We start from the raw sequence: 21,253 nt of genomic DNA on the forward strand, positions 1-21,253 counted from the left end.
TAGATATATGAAGACTTTTCCTGAGGTTCAAAAAGATCAGGCCTGAATGAGTGTGTCTGTTCGGGCTTCATGTGCGCCGCAGGTTTCCTGGGCGTGATCGCAATTGCTGCTGGGCGATTTTTGCGCTGTAGAAAACAAGAGGCGAGAGAGACGCGCCACGATCTCGTCGATCTGCGCTTCGTCGCAGATCAGCGGCGGCAGCAAACGGATGATGGTGTCGCGGGTCACCGTGATGAGCAGGCGCTGTTCTGCCAGTGCGCGAACGACCAGCTCCTGGCAAGGCCTGTTCAGCTCGATTCCCGCCATCAGGCCCTGGCCACGGATGGCGATGACATCCGGGTGATCGCCAAGCGCCTGCTGCAAGCCGGCAAGCAAGCGGTCCCCGAGTACGGCGGCGCGTGCCGGCAGGTTGTCACGCGCCATGATGTCGAGCACTGAACAGGCCACTCGGCAGGCTAAGGGATTGCCGCCGAAGGTCGAGCCGTGCTGGCCGGGCGAGAACAGGTCGGCGGCCTGGCCGCGCGCCAGACAGGCGCCGATGGGAAAGCCGTTGCCCAGCGCCTTGGCCAGCGTCAGGACATCGGGCGCGATGCCCGCGTGCTGATAGCCGAACCAAGTGCCGGTGCGGCCCATTCCGGCCTGGATCTCGTCGAGCATCAACAGCCAGTCGTACTGGTCGCACAGGGTGCGCAGTTCCCGCAGGTAGTCGGCGCTGGCGACACGAATACCGCCTTCTCCCTGCACCGGCTCGATCAGAACGGCAACGATGTTGGGCGACTGCTCGGCCATTCTGCGCACCGCATCGATGTCGTTGTAGGGCACACGCAGGAAGCCTGGCATCAGTGGCTCGAACCCGCGCTGATTCGCGGGGTTACCCGTGGCCGCGAGTGTCGCAAAGCTGCGGCCATGAAAGCCGTTCTGCATCACCAGGATTTGCGGCTGGGTCAGCTGTTTGCGGTGACCGTGCAGCCTTGCCAGCTTGAGGGCGGTTTCGTTGGCCTCCGCGCCCGAGTTGCAGAAAAAGGCCTTCTGCATGTCTGTCAATGCGCACAGGCGTTCGCCCAGCCGTTCCTGCCAGTCGATGCGAAAGACATTGGAGGTATGCAGCAGCAGCCCGGCCTGTTCGGCGATGACTGCGGCGATTTCCGGATGGGCGTGTCCCAGGCTGGTGACTGCGACGCCGGCAATGGCATCCAGGTACTCCACGCCTTGTTCATCCCAAAGGCGTGCGCCGCTGCCACGTACGAAGGAAACGGGCTGGCGGGCATAGGCCCGCATCAGGTGGGAAGTGGCGTGTTGCATGGAGCGGTCCTCAAGTCAGATGGATAGAGCAGGCAGGGCGATTCGTCTCGCTACGGCGGGCATCAGTTGGAGGCTTCCTTACCCGCTGCGGCCTCGGTGCCCGGCTGAATGGTTTGTTGCGGCGCTCGTGTCCGCTGTGGCAAGCGCCCGTTGAGTACGGCATAGGCCAGCAGCCCCATCAACAGCCCCCAGAACGCGCCGCCAATGCCGAACATCGAGATGTTGGCCGCAGCGGCCAGAAAGGTGATCAGCGAGGCTTCGCGCGTTCTGGCGTCGGCCATGGCGCTGGCGAGGCTGCCGCCTATGGTTCCGAGCAGGGCCAGGCCCGCCAGCGTGGTGATGAAGGTGGCCGGGAAGGCCATGAATACGGCGGCCAGGGTCACGCCGAACACGCCGACGAGAATGTAGAAGAGGCCTGCGGCGATGCCGGCGATCCAGCGCTTGTCCGGATTTTCGTGTGCTTCCCGACCCGTACAGATGGCAGCCGTGATTGCGGCGATGTTGAAGGCGTGCGAACCGAAAGGCGCCATCAGCAGCGAACCGAGACCCGTGACGGTGACGATGGGGTTGGCGCTGGTCTTGAAGCCGTCTCCCCGCAGCACCAGCATGCCGGGCATGTACTGACCGGTCAGGGTGATCAGGAACAGCGGCAGCGCTACGCTCAGCAAGGCGTTGAGCGAGAACACCGGCAGGGTGAACACGGGGGCGGCCAGCTTCAACTCCAGCCCCGTCAGATCGACACGATCCTGTATGAGCAGGAAAGCCAGCCCCAGCACCAGGATGCCGACCACGGCATAGCGCGCCGTAAAGCGCTTGAGCACTACATAAGTGACGATCAGCAACCCGGCCAGCAACGGGTCGATGCTCAGGCCGGCAAAGGCCTTGATCCCGAATTGCAGCAGGATGCCCGCCAGTAGCCCGGCCGCCACGCCTGGCGGAATCAGCCGGATAATCCTTTCGAACCAGCCCGACAGACCGAGTACGACGAAGGCGGCGGCGCAAATCAGGTAGGCACCGACCGCTTCGGCATAGGACGTAGTGGCCAGTGCAGTAACGAGGAACGCGGCGGCTGGTGTGGACCAGGCTGTAATGATCGGCTCGCGTGAAAACCAACTGAGGAGGATTCCCGTCACCCCTACGCCGATCGAAATCGACCACACCCACGAAGCCGTCAGCTCTGGACTGAGGCCGGCCATCTGTGCCGCCTGGAACACCAGGATGAAGGTGCCGCCGTAGTTGACGATGACCGAAACCAGGCCGGCGACAACGGGATGGGGAAGATCGCTCAAGCGAACGGACGAGGATGGCTTGGCAGATGGCATGGCTCGAATACGACTCCTGAAAAACGCTGTGATTGGCAGTTGTTTTATAGCGCTAAAATGGCAGGTTATTCCCTGCCATCTTTTTCAAGAGATCCAGACCATTTGTTTAAATATGCCCAACTTGAATCCGTCAAAGCCTGGCTCGGTGATCCCGCCCATGCCGCTTTGCCCCTGCATGCGCGTATTCAACGGGCCATCCGGCAATTGATTCTCGGCGGCGCGCTCGATGTCGGTAAGCCGTTGCCTGCCACACGCACGCTGGCGAAATCGCTTGGTGTTTCGCGCGATACCGTCGAATCGGCGTATGGCCAGCTGCATCTGGAAGGCTTCATCGAGCGGCGCGTAGGCAGCGGCAGCTTCGTGTCGCAACGGGTGCAACGCCTGCCTGGGCGTGGGGCGGCGCGAACGAGGGGTTCCACGGAGGCCCTGCGTTTGAGTCAGCGTGGCAGTGCCATGTTCCAGGGTGGCGGCGTGCGCGACTTCCTGACGCCGCGCCCCTTTGCTCCTGGCGTACCGGAAACGCGCAATTTTCCCCTGCAGACCTGGGAACGGCTGGAGCGGCAGGTGTTGAAGGACTACGGCACTCTGGCGCTGTTGCACAGTCCGCCGCAGGGCATGGAGCCGCTGCGCCGGGCCATTTCGGACTACGTCAATCTCGAACGCGGCGCGTACGCCACCTCCGACCGTGTGCTGGTGTTGACCAGCTCCCAGCAGGCCCTGACCCTGTGCGCCACCGTACTGCTCGACGCGGGTGACCGGATCTTCATCGAAGACCCCGTCTACCACGGTGCACGTAAGGCGTTCGATGCGGCTGGCCTCGAGTGCGTGCCCGTGCCGCTGGATGCCGACGGTATGCGTGTAGAGCATCTGCGTGATGCCACGCAGCCGGCCAAGGCGGTATTTCTCACCCCTTCGCATCAGTTCCCGACCGGGGCAACGCTGGCGCTGGACAGGCGTCTGGCCGTCATCGAATGGGCGCGGCAGAACCAGGCATGGATCATCGAGGACGACTACGACAGCGAGTTCCACTATGCCGGCAAGCCCACGGCATGCGTGCAGGGGCTGGACTCGCACGAGCGGACGATCTACATCGGCACTTTCACCAAGTCGTTGTTTCCCGGCCTGCGCATTGGTTACATGGTCTTGCCCTCACAGCTCGTGGCGCCGATGACAGTGGCACGCACCTTGTTGGATGGGCATAGCGCGCCGATTCCGCAACTGACGCTGGCACGTTTCATCGAGGGTGGGCATTTCGGCGCGCATGTGCGCAACATGCGCGCCGTTTACGCCGAACGACGCGATGTACTGGCGCATCTGGTGCGCAAGCACCTTGCCGATTTCGTGGAACCGCGGGTTCCGGCAGGAGGGATGCAGATGCCTTGTATTTTCATCCGTGACATTTCTGAAGGCGAAGCCGTGGAGGCCGCACGCCGGGCCGGCATCGACTTGCTTGGCCTGACAGCGCTGCATGCGTCGCACGAGCAAAGGGGCGGTTTTCTCATGGGTTTTGCCGCCCATGCGCCGGCAGAGCTGGAAATCGCCGTCAAGAAGCTTGCGGCTGTACTGCGTGCGCTGAGTCGTTGATACCGATTAGAGATCACTTCCTGAGGTGCTCTAGCATTGCCTGTTTGCTGAGCAATGCCCCCTGGACAGTGCCCGGCCAGCCCTCACACTGCGTTCGTTTCCCAGCAGCTTCAGCCTAGCTGCGCCTCAGCCAGCGTCAGCGTGCGTGGGATGCGCTCGGCGTTCCAGCGTGGGATGGCCCAGGCCAGGAGTTCGCCGGGCAGGGCGTCGTTCAGCTCCGGGGCGGTGGGTTGGCCGAGGGCGCGCAAGGCGCGCAGCAGCAGCGGTACGGCTTCGTCCGGGCGTAGCGGTGGGGAACGATAGCTTTTGCCCAGCTTGTGCCCGTCCGGCTGGATGATCAGCGGCACGTGCAGGTAACGCGGCTGCGGCAGGCCAAGCAGTTCCTGCAGGTACAACTGGCGCGGGGTCGAATCGAGCAGATCGGCGCCGCGCACCACCTCGGTTACACCTTGCCAGGCGTCATCCAGCACCACGGCCAGCTGATAGGCGAACAGGCCGTCGCGGCGGCGGATGATGAAATCGCCTACATCGCGCTCCAGATGCTGAGCGAATTCTCCCTGCACTCGATCGGTAAAGCGGTATTCGAGATCAGGCACGCGCAGGCGAATGGCGGCGTTTTTCAGCGGTTGTCTGGCGTTCCGGCAGAAGCCGGGATAAGGCCCCGGATGGGCTTCCAGTTGTTTGCGCGAGCATTGACAGGGATAGGCCAGGCCTTCTCGCAGCAGGTGCGCGATGGCCTGTTGGTAGGCATCGTGGCGCGCGCTCTGGCGTTGCATCTCGCCATCCCATTCCAGGCCGTAGCGCTCAAGGCTTTCGAGAATGGCCATCTGTGCGCCGGGCATTTCCCGTGGCGGGTCGAGGTCTTCCATGCGCAGCAGCCAGCGGCCACCGACGGCGCGGGCGTCTAGATAGGAGGCGAGGGCTGCAACCAGCGAGCCGAAATGCAGGTAGCCGCTGGGTGTTGGTGCGAAGCGTCCAACGTAGGCGGATGTCAGGGAAGGGGATGAAGACATGAGCCGGCTCGGGTGCTGATCGGCGAGGCGGAAAAAGCCAGTGCTGCAGAAATGAAGCGGGGCGCCGTAGCGCCCCGTTTCGGGATCAGGAACCGATCTGCTTTTCCTTGATTTCCGCCAGCGTCTTGCAGTCGATGCAGAGTGTGGCGGTGGGGCGGGCTTCCAGACGGCGGATGCCGATCTCGACGCCACAGGAGTCGCACCAGCCGTATTCGTTGTCCTCGATCAGCTGCAGGGTTTCGTCGATTTTCTTGATCAGCTTGCGCTCGCGGTCACGAGCACGCAGTTCCAGGCTGAATTCTTCTTCCTGGCTGGCGCGGTCGGCCGGATCAGGGAAGTTGGCCGCTTCGTCCTGCATGTGATGCACGGTGCGGTCGACTTCCTCCATCAGTTCCTGCTTCCACTTATTGAGGATGCCGGTGAAATGAGCGCGCATCTTGTCGCTCATGTAATCCTCACCTTTGGATTCCTTGTAAGGCTCGAAGGCGCGAATCAGTTGGGTGCTGTTTTTCGTTTTGGTAATGGGCATGGATGAACGCCTCTCGCTATGTCCATTGCGCAGGATAATGGATCCCTCTGCCGGCCCGTGCCAGCCCTGCGGCTACAAGCGGGCGAACTTACCAGATCGTATCGGGGTGCGCTACTCCCGAGTATCACGGTGGCTGCGGCGTCAGGGGGACCTTGGGTAGAATCGGTTTTTTGTTCTCATCAGGAAGGTCACATGACCTCGTCTTACAGTGCGCGCAGCCGTGCAATCGAACCCTTTCACGTCATGGCGCTGCTGGCGCGTGCCAATGAACTGCAGGCGCTGGGGCATGACGTCATCCACTTGGAAATTGGCGAGCCGGACTTCACCACTGCGGCGCCCATAGTTGCGGCGGGCCAGGCTGCGCTCGCCGCCGGCCATACGCGCTACACGGCTGCCCGAGGGCTGCCGCAGCTGCGTGAGGCCATCGCCGGGTTCTATGCACGGCGTTATCAACTGTCTATTGACCCCGAACGGGTGCTGATTACTCCCGGCGGTTCAGGTGCTTTATTGCTTGCGAGCAGCCTGCTGGTCGATCCGGGCAAACATTGGCTGCTGGCGGATCCCGGTTATCCCTGCAATCGGCATTTCCTGCGGCTGATCGAAGGTGCCGCGCAACTGGTGCCGGTAGGGCCTGAAGTGCGTTACCAGCTGACGCCGGATCTGGTCGCCCGGCACTGGGATACCGACAGCGTCGGTGCGCTGGTTGCATCGCCGGCCAATCCGACCGGGACGCTGCTGAGCCGCGATGAGCTTGCCGGGCTGTCCAGGGCACTGAAGGCGCGTGGCGGGCATCTGGTGGTGGACGAGATCTATCATGGCCTGACCTATGGCACCGACGCGGCCAGTGTGCTGGAGGTGGACGATGAGGCCTTCGTGCTCAACAGTTTCTCCAAGTATTTCGGCATGACCGGCTGGCGTCTGGGCTGGCTGGTGGCGCCGCCTCGTGCGGTCCCGGAGCTGGAAAAACTGGCGCAGAATCTTTACATCAGCGCGCCAACCATGGCCCAGCATGCGGCATTGGCCTGCTTCGAGCCGGCTACGCTGGAAATCCTCGAAGCACGTCGCGCCGAGTTCGCCCGCCGTCGCGACTTCCTGCTGCCGGCCCTGCGTGAGCTGGGCTTCGGCATCGCGGTGGAGCCCGAAGGTGCTTTCTACTTATATGCCGATATCAGCACCTTTGGCGGCGATGCCTTCTCCTTCTGCCAGCACATGCTGGAAACCCAGTTCGTTGCCATCACCCCTGGACTGGATTTCGGTCGGCATCAGGCCGGGCATCATGTGCGCTTCGCCTACACCCAGGATCTGCCGCAACTCGAAGCGGCGGTCGAGCGCATCGCTCGTGGCCTGCAGAGCTGGCAAGGCTGATGCGCTTTTCTACTCCGCTGGAAGCGGGCCGACTGGTGCGGCGCTACAAGCGCTTTCTCGCCGATATCGTCACCGATGACGGCGAACGCCTGTGCATCCACTGCCCTAATACCGGCTCGATGCTCAACTGCATGGGTGAGGGCGCGCGCGTCTGGTTCCAGCGCAACAATGATCCCAAGCGCAAGCTGCCCGGCACCTGGGAATTGGTGGAAACGCCGCAGGGCCGGCTGGCCTGCGTGAATACCGCGCGCGCCAATCGCCTGGTGGAGGAGGCGCTGTTGGCCGGTGTGATCGAAGAGCTGACGGGGTTTGCCGCGCTCAGGCGGGAAGTCGCCTACGGCATGGAAAACAGTCGGGTGGATTTTCGTCTGGACTATCCGACGGGGGCGGCCTTCGTTGAGGTCAAGAGCGTCACCCTCGGCTTTGACGATACGGCAGTGGCGGCCTTCCCCGATGCGGTCACCACCCGTGGCGCGCGTCATCTGCGTGAGCTGGCGGTGCTGGCGCGTGATGGCGTGCGTGCGGTGCAGTTGTATTGCGTAAATCTGACTGGCATCGAAGCGGTGCGCCCGGCCAGCGAGATCGACCCACTGTATGCCGCCGCCTTGCGTGATGCGGTGGCGGCGGGCGTTGAGGTGCTGGCGTACGGTGTGGAGATATCGCAGGAGGAAATCCGTCTGAGCCATAGGCTGCCGGTGATCCTCTGAGGCTTCTCAGTCCGTGTTCGGTGTTACGCGCCAGATAATGTCGCCGACGTCATCGGCTACCAGCAGGGCGCCGGTCTTGTCGACGGCGACGCCCACGGGGCGACCCAGTGCCTTCTCGTCGGCGCTGACGAAGCCGGTGAGGATGTCCACAGGGGCACCGTCCGGCTTGCCGTCCTTGAACGGCACGAAAACCACTTTGTAGCCACTGCGCGGCTTGCGGTTCCAGGAACCGTGCTGGCCGATGAATGCGCCCTTGCGGTAACGCTCCGGCAGCAGTTTGCCGTCATAAAAGGCCAGCCCCATCGACGAGGTATGTGCACCCAGGGCGTAATCGGGAACGATGGCCTTGGCCACCAGATCCGGTCGCGGCGGCTCGACGCGCTTGTCGACGTGCTGGCCGAAGTAGCTGTAGGGCCAGCCGTAGAAGCCGCCGTCGCGCACCGAGGTCATGTAGTCGGGCACCAGGTCGCTGCCAATTTCGTCGCGTTCGTTGACGGTGGTCCACAGCTCGCCGCTATCCGGTTGCCAGGCCAGCCCGTTGGGATTGCGCAGGCCCGAAGCGAACAGGCGCAGGGTTTTGTTCTGCGGATCGACTTCAAGGATGGCGGCGCGGTTTTCCTCGGCGGCCATGCCGTTTTCGCCGACGTTGCTGTTGGAGCCGCTGGTGACGTACAGCCGCGAGCCGTCCCGGCTGGCGATTACGTTCTTGGTCCAGTGGTGGTTGATGGGGCCGCCCGGCAGGTCGACCACCTTCTCGCCCGACTCGTCGATTCGCGTGGCGCCTTCCTCGTAGGGAAAGCGCAGCAGGGCATCGGTGTTGGCGACGTAGAGCCAGTCGCCGACCAGCGCCATGCCGAATGGCGAGTTCAGGTTTTCAAGCAATACCGTGCGCTCTTCGGGTACTCCGTCGCCATCGCTGTCGCGCAGCAGGGTGATGCGGTTGGCGCTCTTGCCGCCAGATCCGGCGCGCGCCATGGCTTTTTTCATGACCCAGCCGCGCAGCCCCTGGTTGCCCGGTTTGGGTGGGGCATCGCTTTCTGCCACCAGCACGTCGCCATTGGGCAGGACATGCAGCCAGCGTGGATGATCGAGGTCGCCGGCGAATGCCTCGACGCGCAGACCGGGTGCTGCCTGAGGTCTGGCGCCCTCGGGCCAGCCGGTCGCCTTGGCGATGTTGACGGTTGGGATCAGCGTCTTGTTGGGTTCGGGCAAGGTCGGGTGGGGGCCGTAACCGGAACCCACAGGCAATTTTGCGGTTTCGCCGCAGCCGGCAAGGCTGAGCATGAGTGTCGCTGTTGCCAGGAGGGCGTAAGGGGTGCGCATGGCCTATTCCTGCGTCGGGATGGATCAGGGGTTCTTTTCGCTGTCGCGGCCCTGCTGGTTGCCGTCGGCCGTATTGGCAGCGTGTTGTTCAAGACGTGGCATGAGGATGAAGATCACCAGCGCAAAGCCGGTGGTAAGGACTGCCGTGGCCTCATGGCCCAGCCCGCAGGCGACGCCGATGGCTGCCGTCAGCCAGATACCCGCCGCCGTAGTCAGGCCTTTGACATCCTGGGCTGAATTGCCCTTGAGTATGGTACCTGCGCCCAGAAAGCCAATGCCGGCGATGATGCCCTGCATGACCCGAGAGGCATCTTCGAGCGGCATGCCGGCTTCGAGCGGCACCAGTACGAACAGCGCGGCGCCCAGGGCCACCAGCATATGGGTGCGCAGGCCTGCGGCCTTGCCCTTGTGTTCACGCTCGTAACCGAGCACGCCGCCGAGTACCGTGGCCAGCAGCAGTCTTACCGAAACGCGGGTGGCGTGTTCCAGATCGGGAAGGTCGGAAAATTCCGATGCAACGGTGCGGCTCATCACTTCCCACCATTCCATGCGTTTCTCCTATGGGCCGTACAACAGTTTCTCTTGTGTTTTTCGAGTCTGCGGCCTGTACGCGGTTCACTCGATGACCTCGAAGCGCAACATACCGATCATTTGCCCCGCTTCGGTCATGACCTGTACGCGCCATTTGCCTGCAGCGTCGGCAGGAAAATTGCGTTTGTGGGTCCAGGCGCGATAACCCGCCTTGCGCCCGCCACTGATGTCGAGCGGGATACGATCAACCCGCCGACCGTTGTGTATCCATTCGTGATAGATGCGCTCCTTCAGGCCGCGTGGTGCATTGATCGCAGTGAAGGCGAACAGCCCCTCGGCGTGCAGCTCGGCAAGGCTCACTTGGCTCAGGCGGTTGCCGGGCTTGCGCGAGGCGTTGTCCATGCGCATGGTCACCGCGACATCCGTCAGCCATAGCGTTGCAGGCGGTACCCAGGTGCGTCCCAGCCAGCCGGCCGTTGCGACGGTAATGACCAGCAGCGGGATCGCGAGCAGGTTTTTCCAGCGCCATTGCGGGAACAGTCCGCGCAGGCTTGGCAGGGCCAGTAGAACGGCGACGCCCAGCGCCCAGAGATAACTTTGCGGGGTCGATAGATGAAAGATGATTGGCAGCGCGGTGAGCAGAACCGCGAAGAGTGTCAGTGCATGGAATGACAGGTAGAGCCAGCGCCGTGGTGCCAGCCATTTGTAGTACAGCGGGTCGATCAGCGAAATCAGCGCAGCCACCCCCAGCATTACCGTAAACACGGATTGACCGCTGTTCCAGGTGGTGGTGATGAAGAAGAACGGGATGACGAAGAACAGGCTTTCCTGATGCACCATCTGGGTCACATAGCGCAACAGCGGGGGTGGTACTTTCCAGCCGAACCAGCGTTCCAGGCTGCGTCGCAGGGGGGTTTCCAGCATCAGCCAGAGCCAGCCGAACAGCATCACGGCGGCGATGACCTTGGCCAGGCCGGCATGGCGTTCAACCAGTATGAAGCTGGCGATGCCCGAGCAGAAGCCGAACAGCGCAATGATGCCGGGGTAGCGGCTGATCAGGCGCGAGACCAGATTGAAAAGAGCAGCGAGCCTGGGATGAAGCGTCATGTCGGTTTCACCTCGCAGGTGTGAGGACATGCGGGCATAACGCCAGTGGGTCGTTGACTCCGCTATCGGTGCGCAAATGTAATCGCCTGCCGGCTGTTCAGCCAGCGAATTCAGCTAGCCGTTGCCTGTTCGATGGCGGTGCGCAATTCCGGGCTGGAACTCGTCGTTTCTGGCGGCAGGCGTAGCAGCGGCAGGCCTATGGTCGTGCAGAGTTCGTCGAGAAAGGCATTGGCTTCGGTTGCAGGCTCCGTCTCGATGGCGCACAGAGGGTCCAGGGTTTGCGGATCGCACAGGAGAAAGTCGAAACACCCTGCCGATATTCTATTGGTCGCCTGGTACCAGTGCGCTCGCCGGGGAATGGCTGTCACCTCAACCACCTCGGCGATACGCACCTTGCACAGGACCAGGTAGTCATCGTTCACGGCTTCTTGCAGCCGCGTCAGGAGTTCACGCTCGGCGGCCTGAAGCACTGGTCGCCTGAGCTGATAGGGCATGCGCAGCGCCGGGTGGTTGTATTGACGTTGCTTGATATAGAACACCAGCGCAAAACAGATGAAGGCAACCAGCACGAGCCCCAGAAAAGCCATCATCGAACACCTTCCCGCTTGCCTGGGTAGGGCATGCAAAATGGATCGTTGCCGGGGTAACACGGTGCGGGCATGAAGGGTTCCTGCGATGGGGGGTTAAGAGCACTGGTCGGGGAATTGGAGCAGGTAAGGGGCGGGGAAGTTCTTGTTTTAGTGCTGCTCCGAGTTATCCCGTTTATCTGTGAGGCGTTCTGTGGATAACCTTGGGGCTAAGCGTCAGAGACCAGGCCGGGCTTGTTTTTCAGAGTGTTGTTCACTTTTTATACAAACAGTGCTCAACCTATGGAAGGGCATATTGCTCCTGCGGCGGCAAGTCTTTTAGCCTTGATTTACAAAGAGATTTCGGTAGGCAGAAAAGCCTTTTTGCAGTTATCCACGGTTGCTGTGGAGCGTCTTGTGGATAACTGCCAGCAAACTCTCTGCAGGCCAGATAGAGACTGGGTTAGACCTAGCTGTACGATTTTTGTGCTGTTCGCAGACGCCTTCGGGGCTCGGCGAGCTTTCCCGGTGCGCCATTATCGGGCTTGTTCACAGGGGCAAGTACCACTTGCGGCGAAAGCATAATCGGCAAAGAGGCTTTCCAGAAAGTGGAGGTTGGGCATGACGTCTCTCCATTGTTTGCTGAAATGACAGCATAGGTGTGATGGCGGTGAGTCGCACTTTGCTTGTGCCAATGGTCCCGATAGCCGTGGACTAGTTATCCAAGATCCTTGTGTACCGTGCTGTGGATAACCTCTTCGCAGACGTGTGCAGGCCCCGGCAGGCAAGGCTTGGCACTGGTTGGTGTTTTATTGACCACTCCAGAGTCGATGCCCTTCGCTGGGCTGTTTTGCGTCTCATATCGTGCTGTGGTTATGGCTGGGCATTCATTCCAATGCGCGTGATTGCCAGTCGAGAAGCCGCATCGGACACTTCCCGGATACAATCCACAGCAATTCATGGAGAGCCTCGATGAGTGAAACCATCCGCTTTGACGACAAGGTGGTCATAGTGACCGGTGCAGGCGGTGGCCTTGGACGTGCACATGCGCTGCTGTTCGCTCGCCACGGCGCCCGCGTCATCGTCAATGATCTGGGCGGCAGCGCCCAGGGAGAAGGGGCCAATCACTCGGCAGCCGATCAGGTTGTGGAGGAAATCCGCCAGGCTGGCGGGACTGCGGTCGCCAGTCACGACTCGGTCACTGACGGCGGAAAGATCGTGCAGCAGGCGTTGGACAGCTTCGGGCGCCTCGATGTGGTGGTCAATAATGCGGGCATCCTTCGCGACAAGTCCTTTCACAAGATGGAAGACACCGACTGGGATTCGGTGTACCGGGTGCATGTCGAGGGCGCCTACAAGGTCACGCGTGCCGCCTGGCCACATATGCGTGAGCAGGGCTATGGCCGGGTGATCTTTACCTCGTCCACTTCCGGCATCTACGGCAATTTCGGCCAATCCAACTACGGCATGGCCAAGCTCGGCCTGTATGGCCTGACTCGCACCCTGGCGCTGGAGGGCCGCAAGAGCAATATTCTGGTCAATGCCATTGCCCCCACCGGCGCTACGCGGATGACCGAAGGGCTGATCCCGCCGCAGATCTTTGAACAGCTCAAGCCTGAACTGGTCAGCCCGCTGGTGGTGTATCTGGCCAGTGAGCGTTGCCAGGAAACCGCCGGCCTGTTCGAGGTAGGTGGCGGCTGGATGGGCAAGGTGCGCTGGGAGCGCAGCCGCGGCGCCGGCTTCGATCCGGCGGCGGGTTTCGATGCCGAAGAGATCGCCGCGCGCTGGGATGATATCTGCAGCTTCGATAACGCCACGCATCCGGTCGACAACATGGATGCGCTACGGGACATGATGGCTAACCTGCAGAAGTACCGCTGATCTCAGCTGGCGGGCCCAGGCTCTGCTGTCTCCTGCAGCAGGCGCTGGGCCTGCTGCTTGGATTGGGCCAGGTCGCGCACGTAATGCAGGTGCCCCGGCAGGCTGCGGATGCCAGCGTGGCGCAGTTTGAGGCGTACGCTTGAACTGCAGCCGACGATGATCAGGGCGATGTCCTGCTTGCGATAGTCCACCAGCACATTTTCCAGTGCAGCCAGGGCCGTCATGTCCAGCATCGGTACGCCGCTGATATCGACGATGACCACCTTCACTTCCGGGTTGAAGCGGCGCAACACACTCAGGGCCTTCTCGGCTGCGCCGAAGAACAGCGGCCCGCGAATGGTGTAGGCGGCGACATGCTCGGGCAGGTCGGCAAACAGGCGCTTCTGGCTGTCGCGCAGGCTGGTGGTGTCGGTCAAATCGCTCATGCGCTTGATGAACAGGCCCGCTGCCAGCAATAGACCCACGCCTACGGCCAGGACCATATCGAATACAACGGTCAGCACCAGGCAGGTGAGCAGGACCAGAACGTCGCTGCGCGGTGCGATACGCAGGGTTTTCAGCACGTGCGGAACTTCGCTCATGTTCCAGGCAACCATCAGCAGCAGAGCCGCGAGGGCCGCCATCGGCAAGTGACTGAACAGGGGCGCCAGCCAGAGAATCGCCACCAGCACCACGCCGGCATGAATGATCGCGGCCAAGGGCGAAAAGGCTCCCGCGCGCACGTTGGCGGCGCTGCGGGCGATGGCGGCCGTCGCGGTGATGCCGCCAAACAGTGGCGCTACCAGATTGCCGATGCCCTGGCCGAGCAGTTCGGCGTTGGGATCATGGCTGCTACCGGTCATGCCATCGGCGACTACTGCGCACAACAGCGATTCGATGGCGCCCAGCATGGCAATCGCGAAGGCCGGCGCCAGCAATTGATGGAGCAGCTCGAAGCTCAGCACCAGCGGCTGGCCGTCGGGGCCGGGCAGCGTCCAAGGCCAGGCAAAGTCCGGAAGAAACGGCGGGATGCCGGGATGGCTCACGCCATCGATGCTGTAGCTGAAGCGCTCGCCCAGCGTGGCAACCGACAGCCCTGAGGCCTCCAGTGCGAGTCCGGCCAGGGCGCCGACCGTGAGTGCGGCCAGATGACCAGGTACCTTTGGCACCCAACGTGGCCAGAGGATCAGGACCGCCAGGCAAAGCGCCGCGACCAGTCCGTCGCCGAGTTGAGCGCTGGGGAGGGAACTGACCAGCAGACCGATCTGTTCGATGTAATGCTGCGGTTGTTCGGTAATGTTCAGGCCGAACACGTCTTTGAGCTGCAGGGTGGCGATGACAATGCCGATGCCTGCGGTGAATCCCAGAATGACCGGATAGGGCACGAAGGCGATCAGTCTGCCGGCGCGTAGCAGGCCCATGGCAATCAGGATCAGACCGGCAAGCATGGTGCAAAGCAGCAGACCGCCAAGGCCGAATTGCTGGGTGATGGGCAGCAGAATGACCACGAAAGCCGCTGTGGGTCCTGAAACGTTAAAGCGTGAACCGCCAGTCAGGGCGATCAGCGGAGCAGCAACCAGTACGGTATACAGCCCGTGTTGCGGCGGGGCGCCCACTGCGATGGCCAGTGCCATGGCCAGAGGGATGGCAATGATACCGACCGTCAGGCCGGCGCTGATGTCGCCACGCAGGGCACGACCGTTGTAGCCTGAACGCAAGGCTTGGCGCCAAGCGGCGAACAGGGGCGGAAAAGTCATCCAGGACACTCCATGTGCGCAAAGGCCGAGTATATGCCCAGAGCAAAGATGCGCTTGTGCCCTGTACGACCTTGGTCGCAAGAGCCGCTGGTGCGTTGAGTGCGCTGGTCCGCAGGAGTAAACTGCCGCCCCCGTAAGGCTCGTCGAGTGGAGTGAAGATGCGCAAAGACAAGCAGAAGGTGATTGGTGAAGAGATCTCCGACGAGTCGATCAGGCTGTTTCTGGAGCCCGAGCCGGCTGACGACACGCCGCCGTCGCTGCACAAGCTGATCAAGGCCTATCGCGGTTTGCGTGTTGATGATTTCGCGCGCTTCGTCGGCTTTTTCACCGAGGCGGGATATGACCTGCAGGCGCAGGATGCAGAGGGTCGGGATATCGTCGCCCTGATTGGTGATCAGCGTCAGGCAGCGCCTTATATCGACGTGATCCGGGCCGCACGCGGCTGAGCTGAAGAGACTCGCCGCACCCGGTTGCGGCAGCGCTGGACCAAGGGCTGAGCGACTGGCGGCCTACACATGATGATCCCGCAGCGTTTTTCCGTAGAGCCCTGGCCTGTAGCCTTGCTCCGGAAGGTGCGGTGCGGGAGGGAGTAGGCCAAAAGCCGTTCTCCTGACAGCGGGCAGCCCTTTTTCTGGAGGGCTGTTTTCGGGCACAAGCCCGGACAGCGGTATGAAGACTTCCTCCGTTTTCGACCGTCTGGCTGGTGGTTTTACGCGATCGCGTACTGCGGTCGTGACAGTTTAATGCTGTGTTTCTGGAGAACGCGTTAATGGCGCAACACGATAGCGAAGCGGTAGATATGGTACTGGTTGGCGCCGGTATCATGAGTGCCACTCTGGCAGTACTGCTCAAGGAGCTCGATCCTGACATCCGTCTTGAGATCGTCGAATTGCAGGAATCCGGAGCCGTCGAAAGCTCGAACCCCTGGAACAATGCCGGTACCGGTCATGCGGGGCTGTGTGAGCTGAACTACACCCCGGACAGCAAAGACGGCTCGATCGATATCAAGAAGGCCGTCACCATTAATACCCAGTTCGAGGTCTCGAAGCAGTTCTGGGCCTACCTGAGTGATCGTGAGGGTTTCGGCAGCCCCAAAGACTTCCTCAATGTCGTGCCGCATCTGAGCTTCGTCCGTGGCGAAAAGAACATTGATTACCTCAAGCGCCGTTTCGAGGCGCTGAAAAAGCACCATGCCTTCGAAGACATCGTCTACAGCGAAGATCGCGCCACCATGCAAGAGTGGATGCCGCTGATGATGCCCGGTCGCCCGGCTGACGAGCCCATCGCCGCGACCCGCGCCCTGAACGGTACCGACGTCAACTTCGGTCAGCTGACCCGTCAGATGCTGGATTACCTGGCGACCAAGCCGGGTGTGAAGATGTCCTATCTGCAGAAGGTCACCGGCCTTGAGCGCAAGGGCAAAGGCTGGCGTGTAGAGGTCAAGAATACTCAGGATGGCAGCAGCCGCGAAATCGATGCCGGTTTCGTATTCCTCGGCGCGGGCGGTGCGGCGTTGCCGTTGCTGCAGATGTCCGGTATCGAGGAAGGCCAGGGTTACGGCGGTTTTCCGGTCAGTGGCCAGTGGCTGCGTTGCGACAATCCGGAAATCGTCAATCAGCATCAAGCCAAGGTCTACAGCCTGGCGGCCGTCGGCGCGCCGCCCATGTCCGTCCCGCATCTGGATACGCGGGTAGTCGATGGCAAGAAGTCGCTGCTATTTGGACCTTATGCGGGCTTTACCACCAAATTCCTGAAATATGGTTCGCCGCTCGACCTGCCAATGTCGATCCGTCCGGGCAACCTCAAGCCGATGCTGGCTGTTGCGCGTGACAACATGGATCTGACCCGTTATCTGATCAAGGAAGTTCGGCAGTCCATGGCTGACCGCCTGGAGACCCTGCGCGGTTTCTATCCGCAGCTCAAGGCTGAAGACTGGCGCCTGGAAGTGGCTGGCCAGCGCGTGCAGATCATCAAGAAAGATCCGAAGAAGGGTGGCGTTCTGCAGTTCGGGACCGAGCTGGTGTCGGCTCAGGACGGTTCCATTGCCGCGCTGCTGGGGGCGTCGCCAGGTGCCTCGGTGACCGTTTCGATCATGCTTGATCTGATCCAGCGCTGCTTCCCCGAACAGCTCAGGAGCGAGGCGTGGACCACCAGGCTCGGAGAGATATTCCCGGCCCGTGAAGATGTTCTCGAAACCGATGCCGTTGCCTACCGTGAAGTAGTGGCGATGATCGACAAGCGCCTGGGACTGGCCGACTGAGGCTGGCTCTGCGTTAAGACCGAGCCGCCCTGATCAGGGCGGCTTTTTTGTCTGGGCGCCCTTCAGCGTTGCGAAACACCTGAGACCGGCAAGGGTTTGCCGATCCAGTCCAGACGTATTTCCCGTACTTCTACCCAGCGCTCACCGCGCGGTCTGTTGGCCGCGGTCAGCAGCATGCGGCAGCAGTCATTTTCATCGACAAAGGCATAATGGCGGCGTGGCGATCGGCGAAGCGAGGCGAGGGACATTGGCATGATGCGTGCTCCGAATGCTTTGCCGCTTTATCGCAGGTCTTCATGACCGCTTGATGAATGTGCAATGCCAGTCTGGCAAGGCTGTTGCGCATTACTGTCGGGCGGTTGCGGTGCTGGTTATACTGCACACCATCGTTCCCCCCAACCTGGAGAAGACGGCATGCTGCAACGTCTGTTGTTCAGCCTTTTCGCTGTGTCCGCGCTGGCGCTTGCCGGTTGTGCGCACAGTCCGCAACAACTTGACCCAACCCCGAAACTCACCGGCACCATCAATCCGGTGGGTCAGGGCCAGCCGGTTGCAGTGCGGATCGTGGATGGCCGTCCATCGCCGACGCTCGGTACGCGCGGTGGTCTTTACCCTGAAACCAGCGCTGTCAGCGTACCCAAGGAAAAAATCCTGCCCAAGCTCCAGGCTGAGGCCGAGGCTGCTGTCCGCTTGCTCGGTTTTACCCCGTCGCCCAATGCCTACAACGCACCGCAGCTGACCCTGACCCTGGCCGAGTTGAAATATCAGTCTCCCAAGGAAGGGCTGTATGTGACAGAGGCGACCATTGGCGCCACCTTCCGCATCGAGGTGCAGAACGGCGGGCGACGCTACACCGGTCGCTACGGAGCGACCCTCAACCAGCGCTTCGGCATGGCGCCGAACGAGCAGACCAATACCAAACTGGTCAGCGACGTATTGAGTGATGCCCTGACCAGGGTGTTCAAGGATCAGAATATTGGTCAGGTGCTCTCGCAGTAAGTCCGGCCAGCCAGCCCGTAAAAAAGAAACCCGCCTTCGATGCGGGTTTCTTTTTTTCAGGGTCGGGTGAAGCTCGATTGGGTTCAGCGCACGCCGGAGTTGCGCAGCGCTGCCGGCGTGTACTGATGCGAGCTGGTGTCGTAGTTGTAACGGTAGGGGTTCTTCTCTTCGTTCTTCATGCCCATGACCAGGTAGCGACCTGAAATCAGGTCATACAGAGTCTCCATGGCATACAGCGGCACCTGCTCGTTGTAGTAATAGGCGTTGTGCGCCTCGGCGACTCGCCACAACGAATTGCGTCCATCGTAGTGGTCGATGATCGAGGCCTGCCAGGTGTCCTCGTCGATAAAGAAGTTGCGCTTGGCATAGATATGCCGCTCGCCGCTTTTCAGTGTGGCCTCGACTTCCCATACGCGGTGCAGCTCGTAGCGGGTCAGGTCCTGGTTGATGTGGCCGGCCTTGACGATGTCGCCATACTTCAGCTGCGGTGAGTCCAGGCGGTAGGCGTTGTAGGGGATGTACAGTTCCTTCTTGCCCACCAGTTTCCACTCGTAGCGATCAGGCGCGCCGTTGAACATGTCCAGGTTGTCGGAAGTGCGCAGGCCGTCGGCGGCAGTGCCTGGTCCGTCATAGGCCACCTGCGGAGCGCGGCGTACCCGGCGCTGGCCGGCGTTGTAGATCCAGGCCATGCGCGGTTCCTGCACCTGATCCAGGGTTTCATGGACCAGCAATACGTTGCCTGCCAGGCGAGACGGTTCGGTGACCTGCTGTTTGAAATAAAACAGGACGTTGCCGTGCTTGTCCGGGTTGTAGTCGGTCAGGGTGTCGGTATAAACGACCTCGTCGACGAACTTCACCAGGCTGTAATTGCCGTTGATCTGGGGTGTTGCTTGCGCCACAACGCGGCGGGCCGAGCCGCCACGGTAGCGGGTGATGTGGTTCCAGATGGCTTGCAGGCCGTCTTGCGGCATTGGGAAAGCGATGGCCGTATCGAAGTTTTCCAGGCCATTGCCGCCGCGCACCAAAGACGTCCGGGTGGCGTTGCGCTGTGCTGCCTCGTAGATGCGCTCTGGCATGGCGGCGCTGCGGCGGGTTTCGAATACCGGCAGTCGGTAGGTGTCGGGGTAGCGCTTGAGCATCGCGACCTGGCCTGGGGTCAGGTGCTTCTGATACTGCTCATAATTCTGTGCGGTGATGGTGAATTTGGCTGTGTCGTTCGGATAAGGATCGCTGACGAAGCCGTCTGCAGTGATCGGGGCAGCGTCAATTGGCAGGCCGCCGGTCCAGGCAGGAATGGTACCGGCAGTATTGCCGGCTTTCTCTGCGCCAACAGGTGTCAGGCTGTCGCCCAGCCTGGCCGCCTCCGCTTCGGATACTGCGGCCATAGTTGCATTGGCGAGCAAGGCGCTGGCCAGCAGGGTGAGTGAAAGTGCCCCCGTTTTCACACTGTTCTTATTCATTGTTCGGTCCTGTTGATTCAGTGCTGAGTCCCTGTGAGCGCCATAGATTGCCTGGTCATTCAGTGCAGTTCGGTTGCTGCTTCGATGACAGCGCATGCTCTACTTCGCTCGTTTTGAAGCGAGACGAGGGTTAAGCCGAAAGGCACCTCAAGTCAATCAATGCCCCGGGGCCTGTCGGCACAAATGGCACAATCAGCCGGTAAATTGCCGGCTTTGATCGGGCGTATGGGCGGGGGGTTGCCCGTTTCGCTGTCGAGGCGAAACGGGTACAGGGCTGTAAGGAAGCGTTCAACAATGTATCGCCAGGGCTGGCGGTTTTCAGCGGGACACTACAAGGGCAAGCCGGCCTTGAGGCGATATTGATTGCGCACGGGAGTGGCGTACTGCTGGATCAGGTAGGGCTGATGCTCGATCGGGCAGGCGCCCAGACGCCGCTTCCATTCGGCTTCGGCGCGGGCGATCTCCTCGTTGCTGAACAGCTCGGCGAGGCTGGGGATCGCCAGTTCGGGATCTTGATTGTCCCAGATTCGATAGGCCAGATAATGCACCGGGAACAGGCGGTAGCCGCACAGAATCTGCCGGTCGATTTCTGCTGCAAGCTGTCTGGCGTCTTCCGGAACCTCAGTGATAGGCGTGCCGAAGCCGATATGCACGCGCCCTTTGTAGCCGGTGATACCCAAGGCGATGCTGGCGTCGTCTTCGCCAGGCGCTTTGGTATAGCTGCCGGTCGTGTCACGGATATACAGTTCGCGGGCCTTGGCCTGGTCGCAGGGATCGTATTCATAGCTGATCGACACCGGTGTGGGCCGCAGCGCCGACAGTACATCGGCAAAAGGATCATCCTTACGGCTCATGTGAAGCATTTTCAGGATGGCCGTGTCGGTGCGGTCGTCGCCATCCTTGGCCCGGCCTTCGGCCTGGGCGATCCAGATCGACTCACCATCGTTGCGAATCGAATGGTTGATATAGGCCGACAACAGTTGATAGGCCGCGAGTTTTTCACGTCTTCCGGTGATTGAGCGGCGCACGATAAAACTCTTGTTCAGGCGCATCAGGTCGCTGACGAAAGGCCGCTGCAGGAGGTTGTCGCCAATGGCTATGCGCGGCGTGCGCAGCTTCGCCTGAAACACTGCGTAATTGACGAAGGCGGGGTCCATCACGATGTCGCGGTGGTTAGCCATAAGCAGATAGGCGCAGCCGTGCTGCAATCTGTCCAGGCCGGAATAGGTGATGCCATCGGTGGCGCGTTCGATGGTGCGGTCCAGATACATCTCAATCCGGGCCTGCAGCGTGTCGACCGAATGGATAGTGGCAAACTCGCTCCGCAGGCGTTGCGCGATAAGCGGTTTGAGCAGCCAGCCCAGCGTGCCGGCCAGTCGCGGAAAGCGGAAACGCGCCAGGATATCGAGGAACTCCCGATCGGCGAAGAGTCGCGCCATTACGGCAGGGACTTCGGCGTCGGCGTAGGGTCGAATGGCTTCGAATTCGTCCATCATGCTCTCTGTAAGTGAAACCATTGAATAACCCCAATTGTTTCAGGGGCGTAACTGGACGGCGATTATAGCGAC

19 protein-coding genes are annotated in these 21,253 nt (G+C 61.4%); 7 read left to right on the forward strand and 12 right to left on the reverse strand.

Annotation, left to right across the window (positions count from 1 at the left end; translation table 11 throughout):
• Nucleotides 1–36: 36 nt before the first annotated feature.
• Together NAV32_RS08450 and NAV32_RS08455 are read right to left on the reverse strand one after the other, a co-directional pair.
• Nucleotides 37–1,302, reverse strand: coding sequence for an aspartate aminotransferase family protein (locus NAV32_RS08450; protein WP_256052355.1), 1,266 nt, complete (start codon nucleotides 1,300–1,302; stop codon nucleotides 37–39).
• Nucleotides 1,303–1,364: 62 nt separating this feature from the next.
• Nucleotides 1,365–2,624 carry a benzoate/H(+) symporter BenE family transporter gene (locus NAV32_RS08455; protein WP_256052356.1) on the reverse strand — a complete coding sequence of 420 codons (1,260 nt, stop codon included), beginning with the start codon at nucleotides 2,622–2,624 and terminating at the stop codon, nucleotides 1,365–1,367.
• A 57-nt stretch (nucleotides 2,625–2,681) separates the two neighbouring features.
• Here NAV32_RS08455 and NAV32_RS08460 point away from each other — a divergent pair, with 57 nt between their 5' ends.
• Nucleotides 2,682–4,208 (forward strand): PLP-dependent aminotransferase family protein, encoded by a 1,527-nt coding sequence (locus tag NAV32_RS08460; protein WP_423836422.1) that lies wholly within the window; start codon nucleotides 2,682–2,684, stop codon nucleotides 4,206–4,208.
• Between the two features lie 110 nt (nucleotides 4,209–4,318).
• On the opposite strand, the gene gluQRS is transcribed toward NAV32_RS08460, so the two are convergent.
• Nucleotides 4,319–5,221 carry a tRNA glutamyl-Q(34) synthetase GluQRS gene (gene gluQRS, locus NAV32_RS08465; protein ID WP_256052358.1) on the reverse strand — a complete coding sequence of 301 codons (903 nt, stop codon included), beginning with the start codon at nucleotides 5,219–5,221 and terminating at the stop codon, nucleotides 4,319–4,321.
• Between the two features lie 85 nt (nucleotides 5,222–5,306).
• Complete coding sequence (gene dksA, locus NAV32_RS08470; RefSeq protein ID WP_256052359.1) at nucleotides 5,307–5,750, reverse strand: RNA polymerase-binding protein DksA; 444 nt, start codon at nucleotides 5,748–5,750, stop codon at nucleotides 5,307–5,309.
• Nucleotides 5,751–5,942: 192 nt separating this feature from the next.
• Here dksA and NAV32_RS08475 point away from each other — a divergent pair, with 192 nt between their 5' ends.
• The gene (locus NAV32_RS08475) at nucleotides 5,943–7,115 is read left to right on the forward strand and encodes a pyridoxal phosphate-dependent aminotransferase (protein ID WP_256052360.1); all 1,173 of its coding nucleotides are present in this window, start codon (nucleotides 5,943–5,945) and stop codon (nucleotides 7,113–7,115) included.
• Nucleotides 7,115–7,822, forward strand: a complete 708-nt coding sequence (sfsA, locus tag NAV32_RS08480) for a DNA/RNA nuclease SfsA (protein WP_256052361.1) — start codon at nucleotides 7,115–7,117, stop codon at nucleotides 7,820–7,822. Before NAV32_RS08475 ends, sfsA begins: the two co-directional genes overlap by 1 nt.
• Nucleotides 7,823–7,828: 6 nt before the next feature.
• Here sfsA and NAV32_RS08485 read toward each other — a convergent pair whose 3' ends face one another.
• The 4 genes from NAV32_RS08485 to NAV32_RS08500 form a co-directional block, all read right to left on the reverse strand.
• A complete protein-coding gene (locus NAV32_RS08485; RefSeq protein ID WP_256052362.1) occupies nucleotides 7,829–9,145 on the reverse strand; it encodes a PQQ-dependent sugar dehydrogenase in 1,317 nt (438 codons plus the stop codon).
• A gap of 24 nt (nucleotides 9,146–9,169) precedes the next feature.
• Nucleotides 9,170–9,694, reverse strand: a complete 525-nt coding sequence (locus NAV32_RS08490) for an MgtC/SapB family protein (RefSeq protein ID WP_256052363.1) — start codon at nucleotides 9,692–9,694, stop codon at nucleotides 9,170–9,172.
• Between the two features lie 66 nt (nucleotides 9,695–9,760).
• A complete protein-coding gene (locus NAV32_RS08495; protein ID WP_256052364.1) occupies nucleotides 9,761–10,783 on the reverse strand; it encodes a DUF5924 family protein in 1,023 nt (340 codons plus the stop codon).
• Nucleotides 10,784–10,893: 110 nt separating this feature from the next.
• A complete protein-coding gene (locus NAV32_RS08500) occupies nucleotides 10,894–11,373 on the reverse strand; it encodes a DUF2726 domain-containing protein (protein ID WP_256052365.1) in 480 nt (159 codons plus the stop codon).
• 948 nt (nucleotides 11,374–12,321) lie between these two features.
• On the opposite strand from NAV32_RS08500, the gene NAV32_RS08505 reads away from it, so the two are divergent.
• Nucleotides 12,322–13,230 carry an SDR family oxidoreductase gene (locus NAV32_RS08505; RefSeq protein WP_256052366.1) on the forward strand — a complete coding sequence of 303 codons (909 nt, stop codon included), beginning with the start codon at nucleotides 12,322–12,324 and terminating at the stop codon, nucleotides 13,228–13,230.
• 2 nt (nucleotides 13,231–13,232) lie between these two features.
• On the opposite strand, the gene dauA is transcribed toward NAV32_RS08505, so the two are convergent.
• Nucleotides 13,233–14,966, reverse strand: coding sequence for a C4-dicarboxylic acid transporter DauA (dauA, locus tag NAV32_RS08510; RefSeq protein WP_256052367.1), 1,734 nt, complete (start codon nucleotides 14,964–14,966; stop codon nucleotides 13,233–13,235).
• A gap of 158 nt (nucleotides 14,967–15,124) precedes the next feature.
• On the opposite strand from dauA, the gene NAV32_RS08515 reads away from it, so the two are divergent.
• Both NAV32_RS08515 and mqo read left to right on the forward strand, forming a co-directional pair.
• On the forward strand, nucleotides 15,125–15,412 hold the full coding sequence (locus tag NAV32_RS08515) for a PA4642 family protein (RefSeq protein WP_256052368.1): 288 nt from the start codon (nucleotides 15,125–15,127) through the stop codon (nucleotides 15,410–15,412).
• A 302-nt stretch (nucleotides 15,413–15,714) separates the two neighbouring features.
• A complete protein-coding gene (mqo, locus tag NAV32_RS08520; protein ID WP_336604863.1) occupies nucleotides 15,715–17,226 on the forward strand; it encodes a malate dehydrogenase (quinone) in 1,512 nt (503 codons plus the stop codon).
• A gap of 62 nt (nucleotides 17,227–17,288) precedes the next feature.
• On the opposite strand, the gene NAV32_RS08525 is transcribed toward mqo, so the two are convergent.
• Nucleotides 17,289–17,480 carry a hypothetical protein gene (locus NAV32_RS08525; RefSeq protein WP_256052369.1) on the reverse strand — a complete coding sequence of 64 codons (192 nt, stop codon included), beginning with the start codon at nucleotides 17,478–17,480 and terminating at the stop codon, nucleotides 17,289–17,291.
• A 160-nt stretch (nucleotides 17,481–17,640) separates the two neighbouring features.
• Here NAV32_RS08525 and NAV32_RS08530 point away from each other — a divergent pair, with 160 nt between their 5' ends.
• Nucleotides 17,641–18,225 carry a YajG family lipoprotein gene (locus NAV32_RS08530; RefSeq protein ID WP_256052370.1) on the forward strand — a complete coding sequence of 195 codons (585 nt, stop codon included), beginning with the start codon at nucleotides 17,641–17,643 and terminating at the stop codon, nucleotides 18,223–18,225.
• Between the two features lie 83 nt (nucleotides 18,226–18,308).
• On the opposite strand, the gene NAV32_RS08535 is transcribed toward NAV32_RS08530, so the two are convergent.
• Nucleotides 18,309–19,685 (reverse strand): DUF1329 domain-containing protein, encoded by a 1,377-nt coding sequence (locus tag NAV32_RS08535; RefSeq protein ID WP_256052371.1) that lies wholly within the window; start codon nucleotides 19,683–19,685, stop codon nucleotides 18,309–18,311.
• Nucleotides 19,686–20,014: 329 nt separating this feature from the next.
• Complete coding sequence (locus NAV32_RS08540) at nucleotides 20,015–21,178, reverse strand: 1-acyl-sn-glycerol-3-phosphate acyltransferase (protein WP_256052372.1); 1,164 nt, start codon at nucleotides 21,176–21,178, stop codon at nucleotides 20,015–20,017.
• Between the last annotated feature and the right edge of the window lie 75 nt (nucleotides 21,179–21,253).

This window comes from Stutzerimonas stutzeri, from assembly GCF_024448695.1.
Lineage (GTDB): Bacteria > Pseudomonadota > Gammaproteobacteria > Pseudomonadales > Pseudomonadaceae > Stutzerimonas > Stutzerimonas stutzeri_T.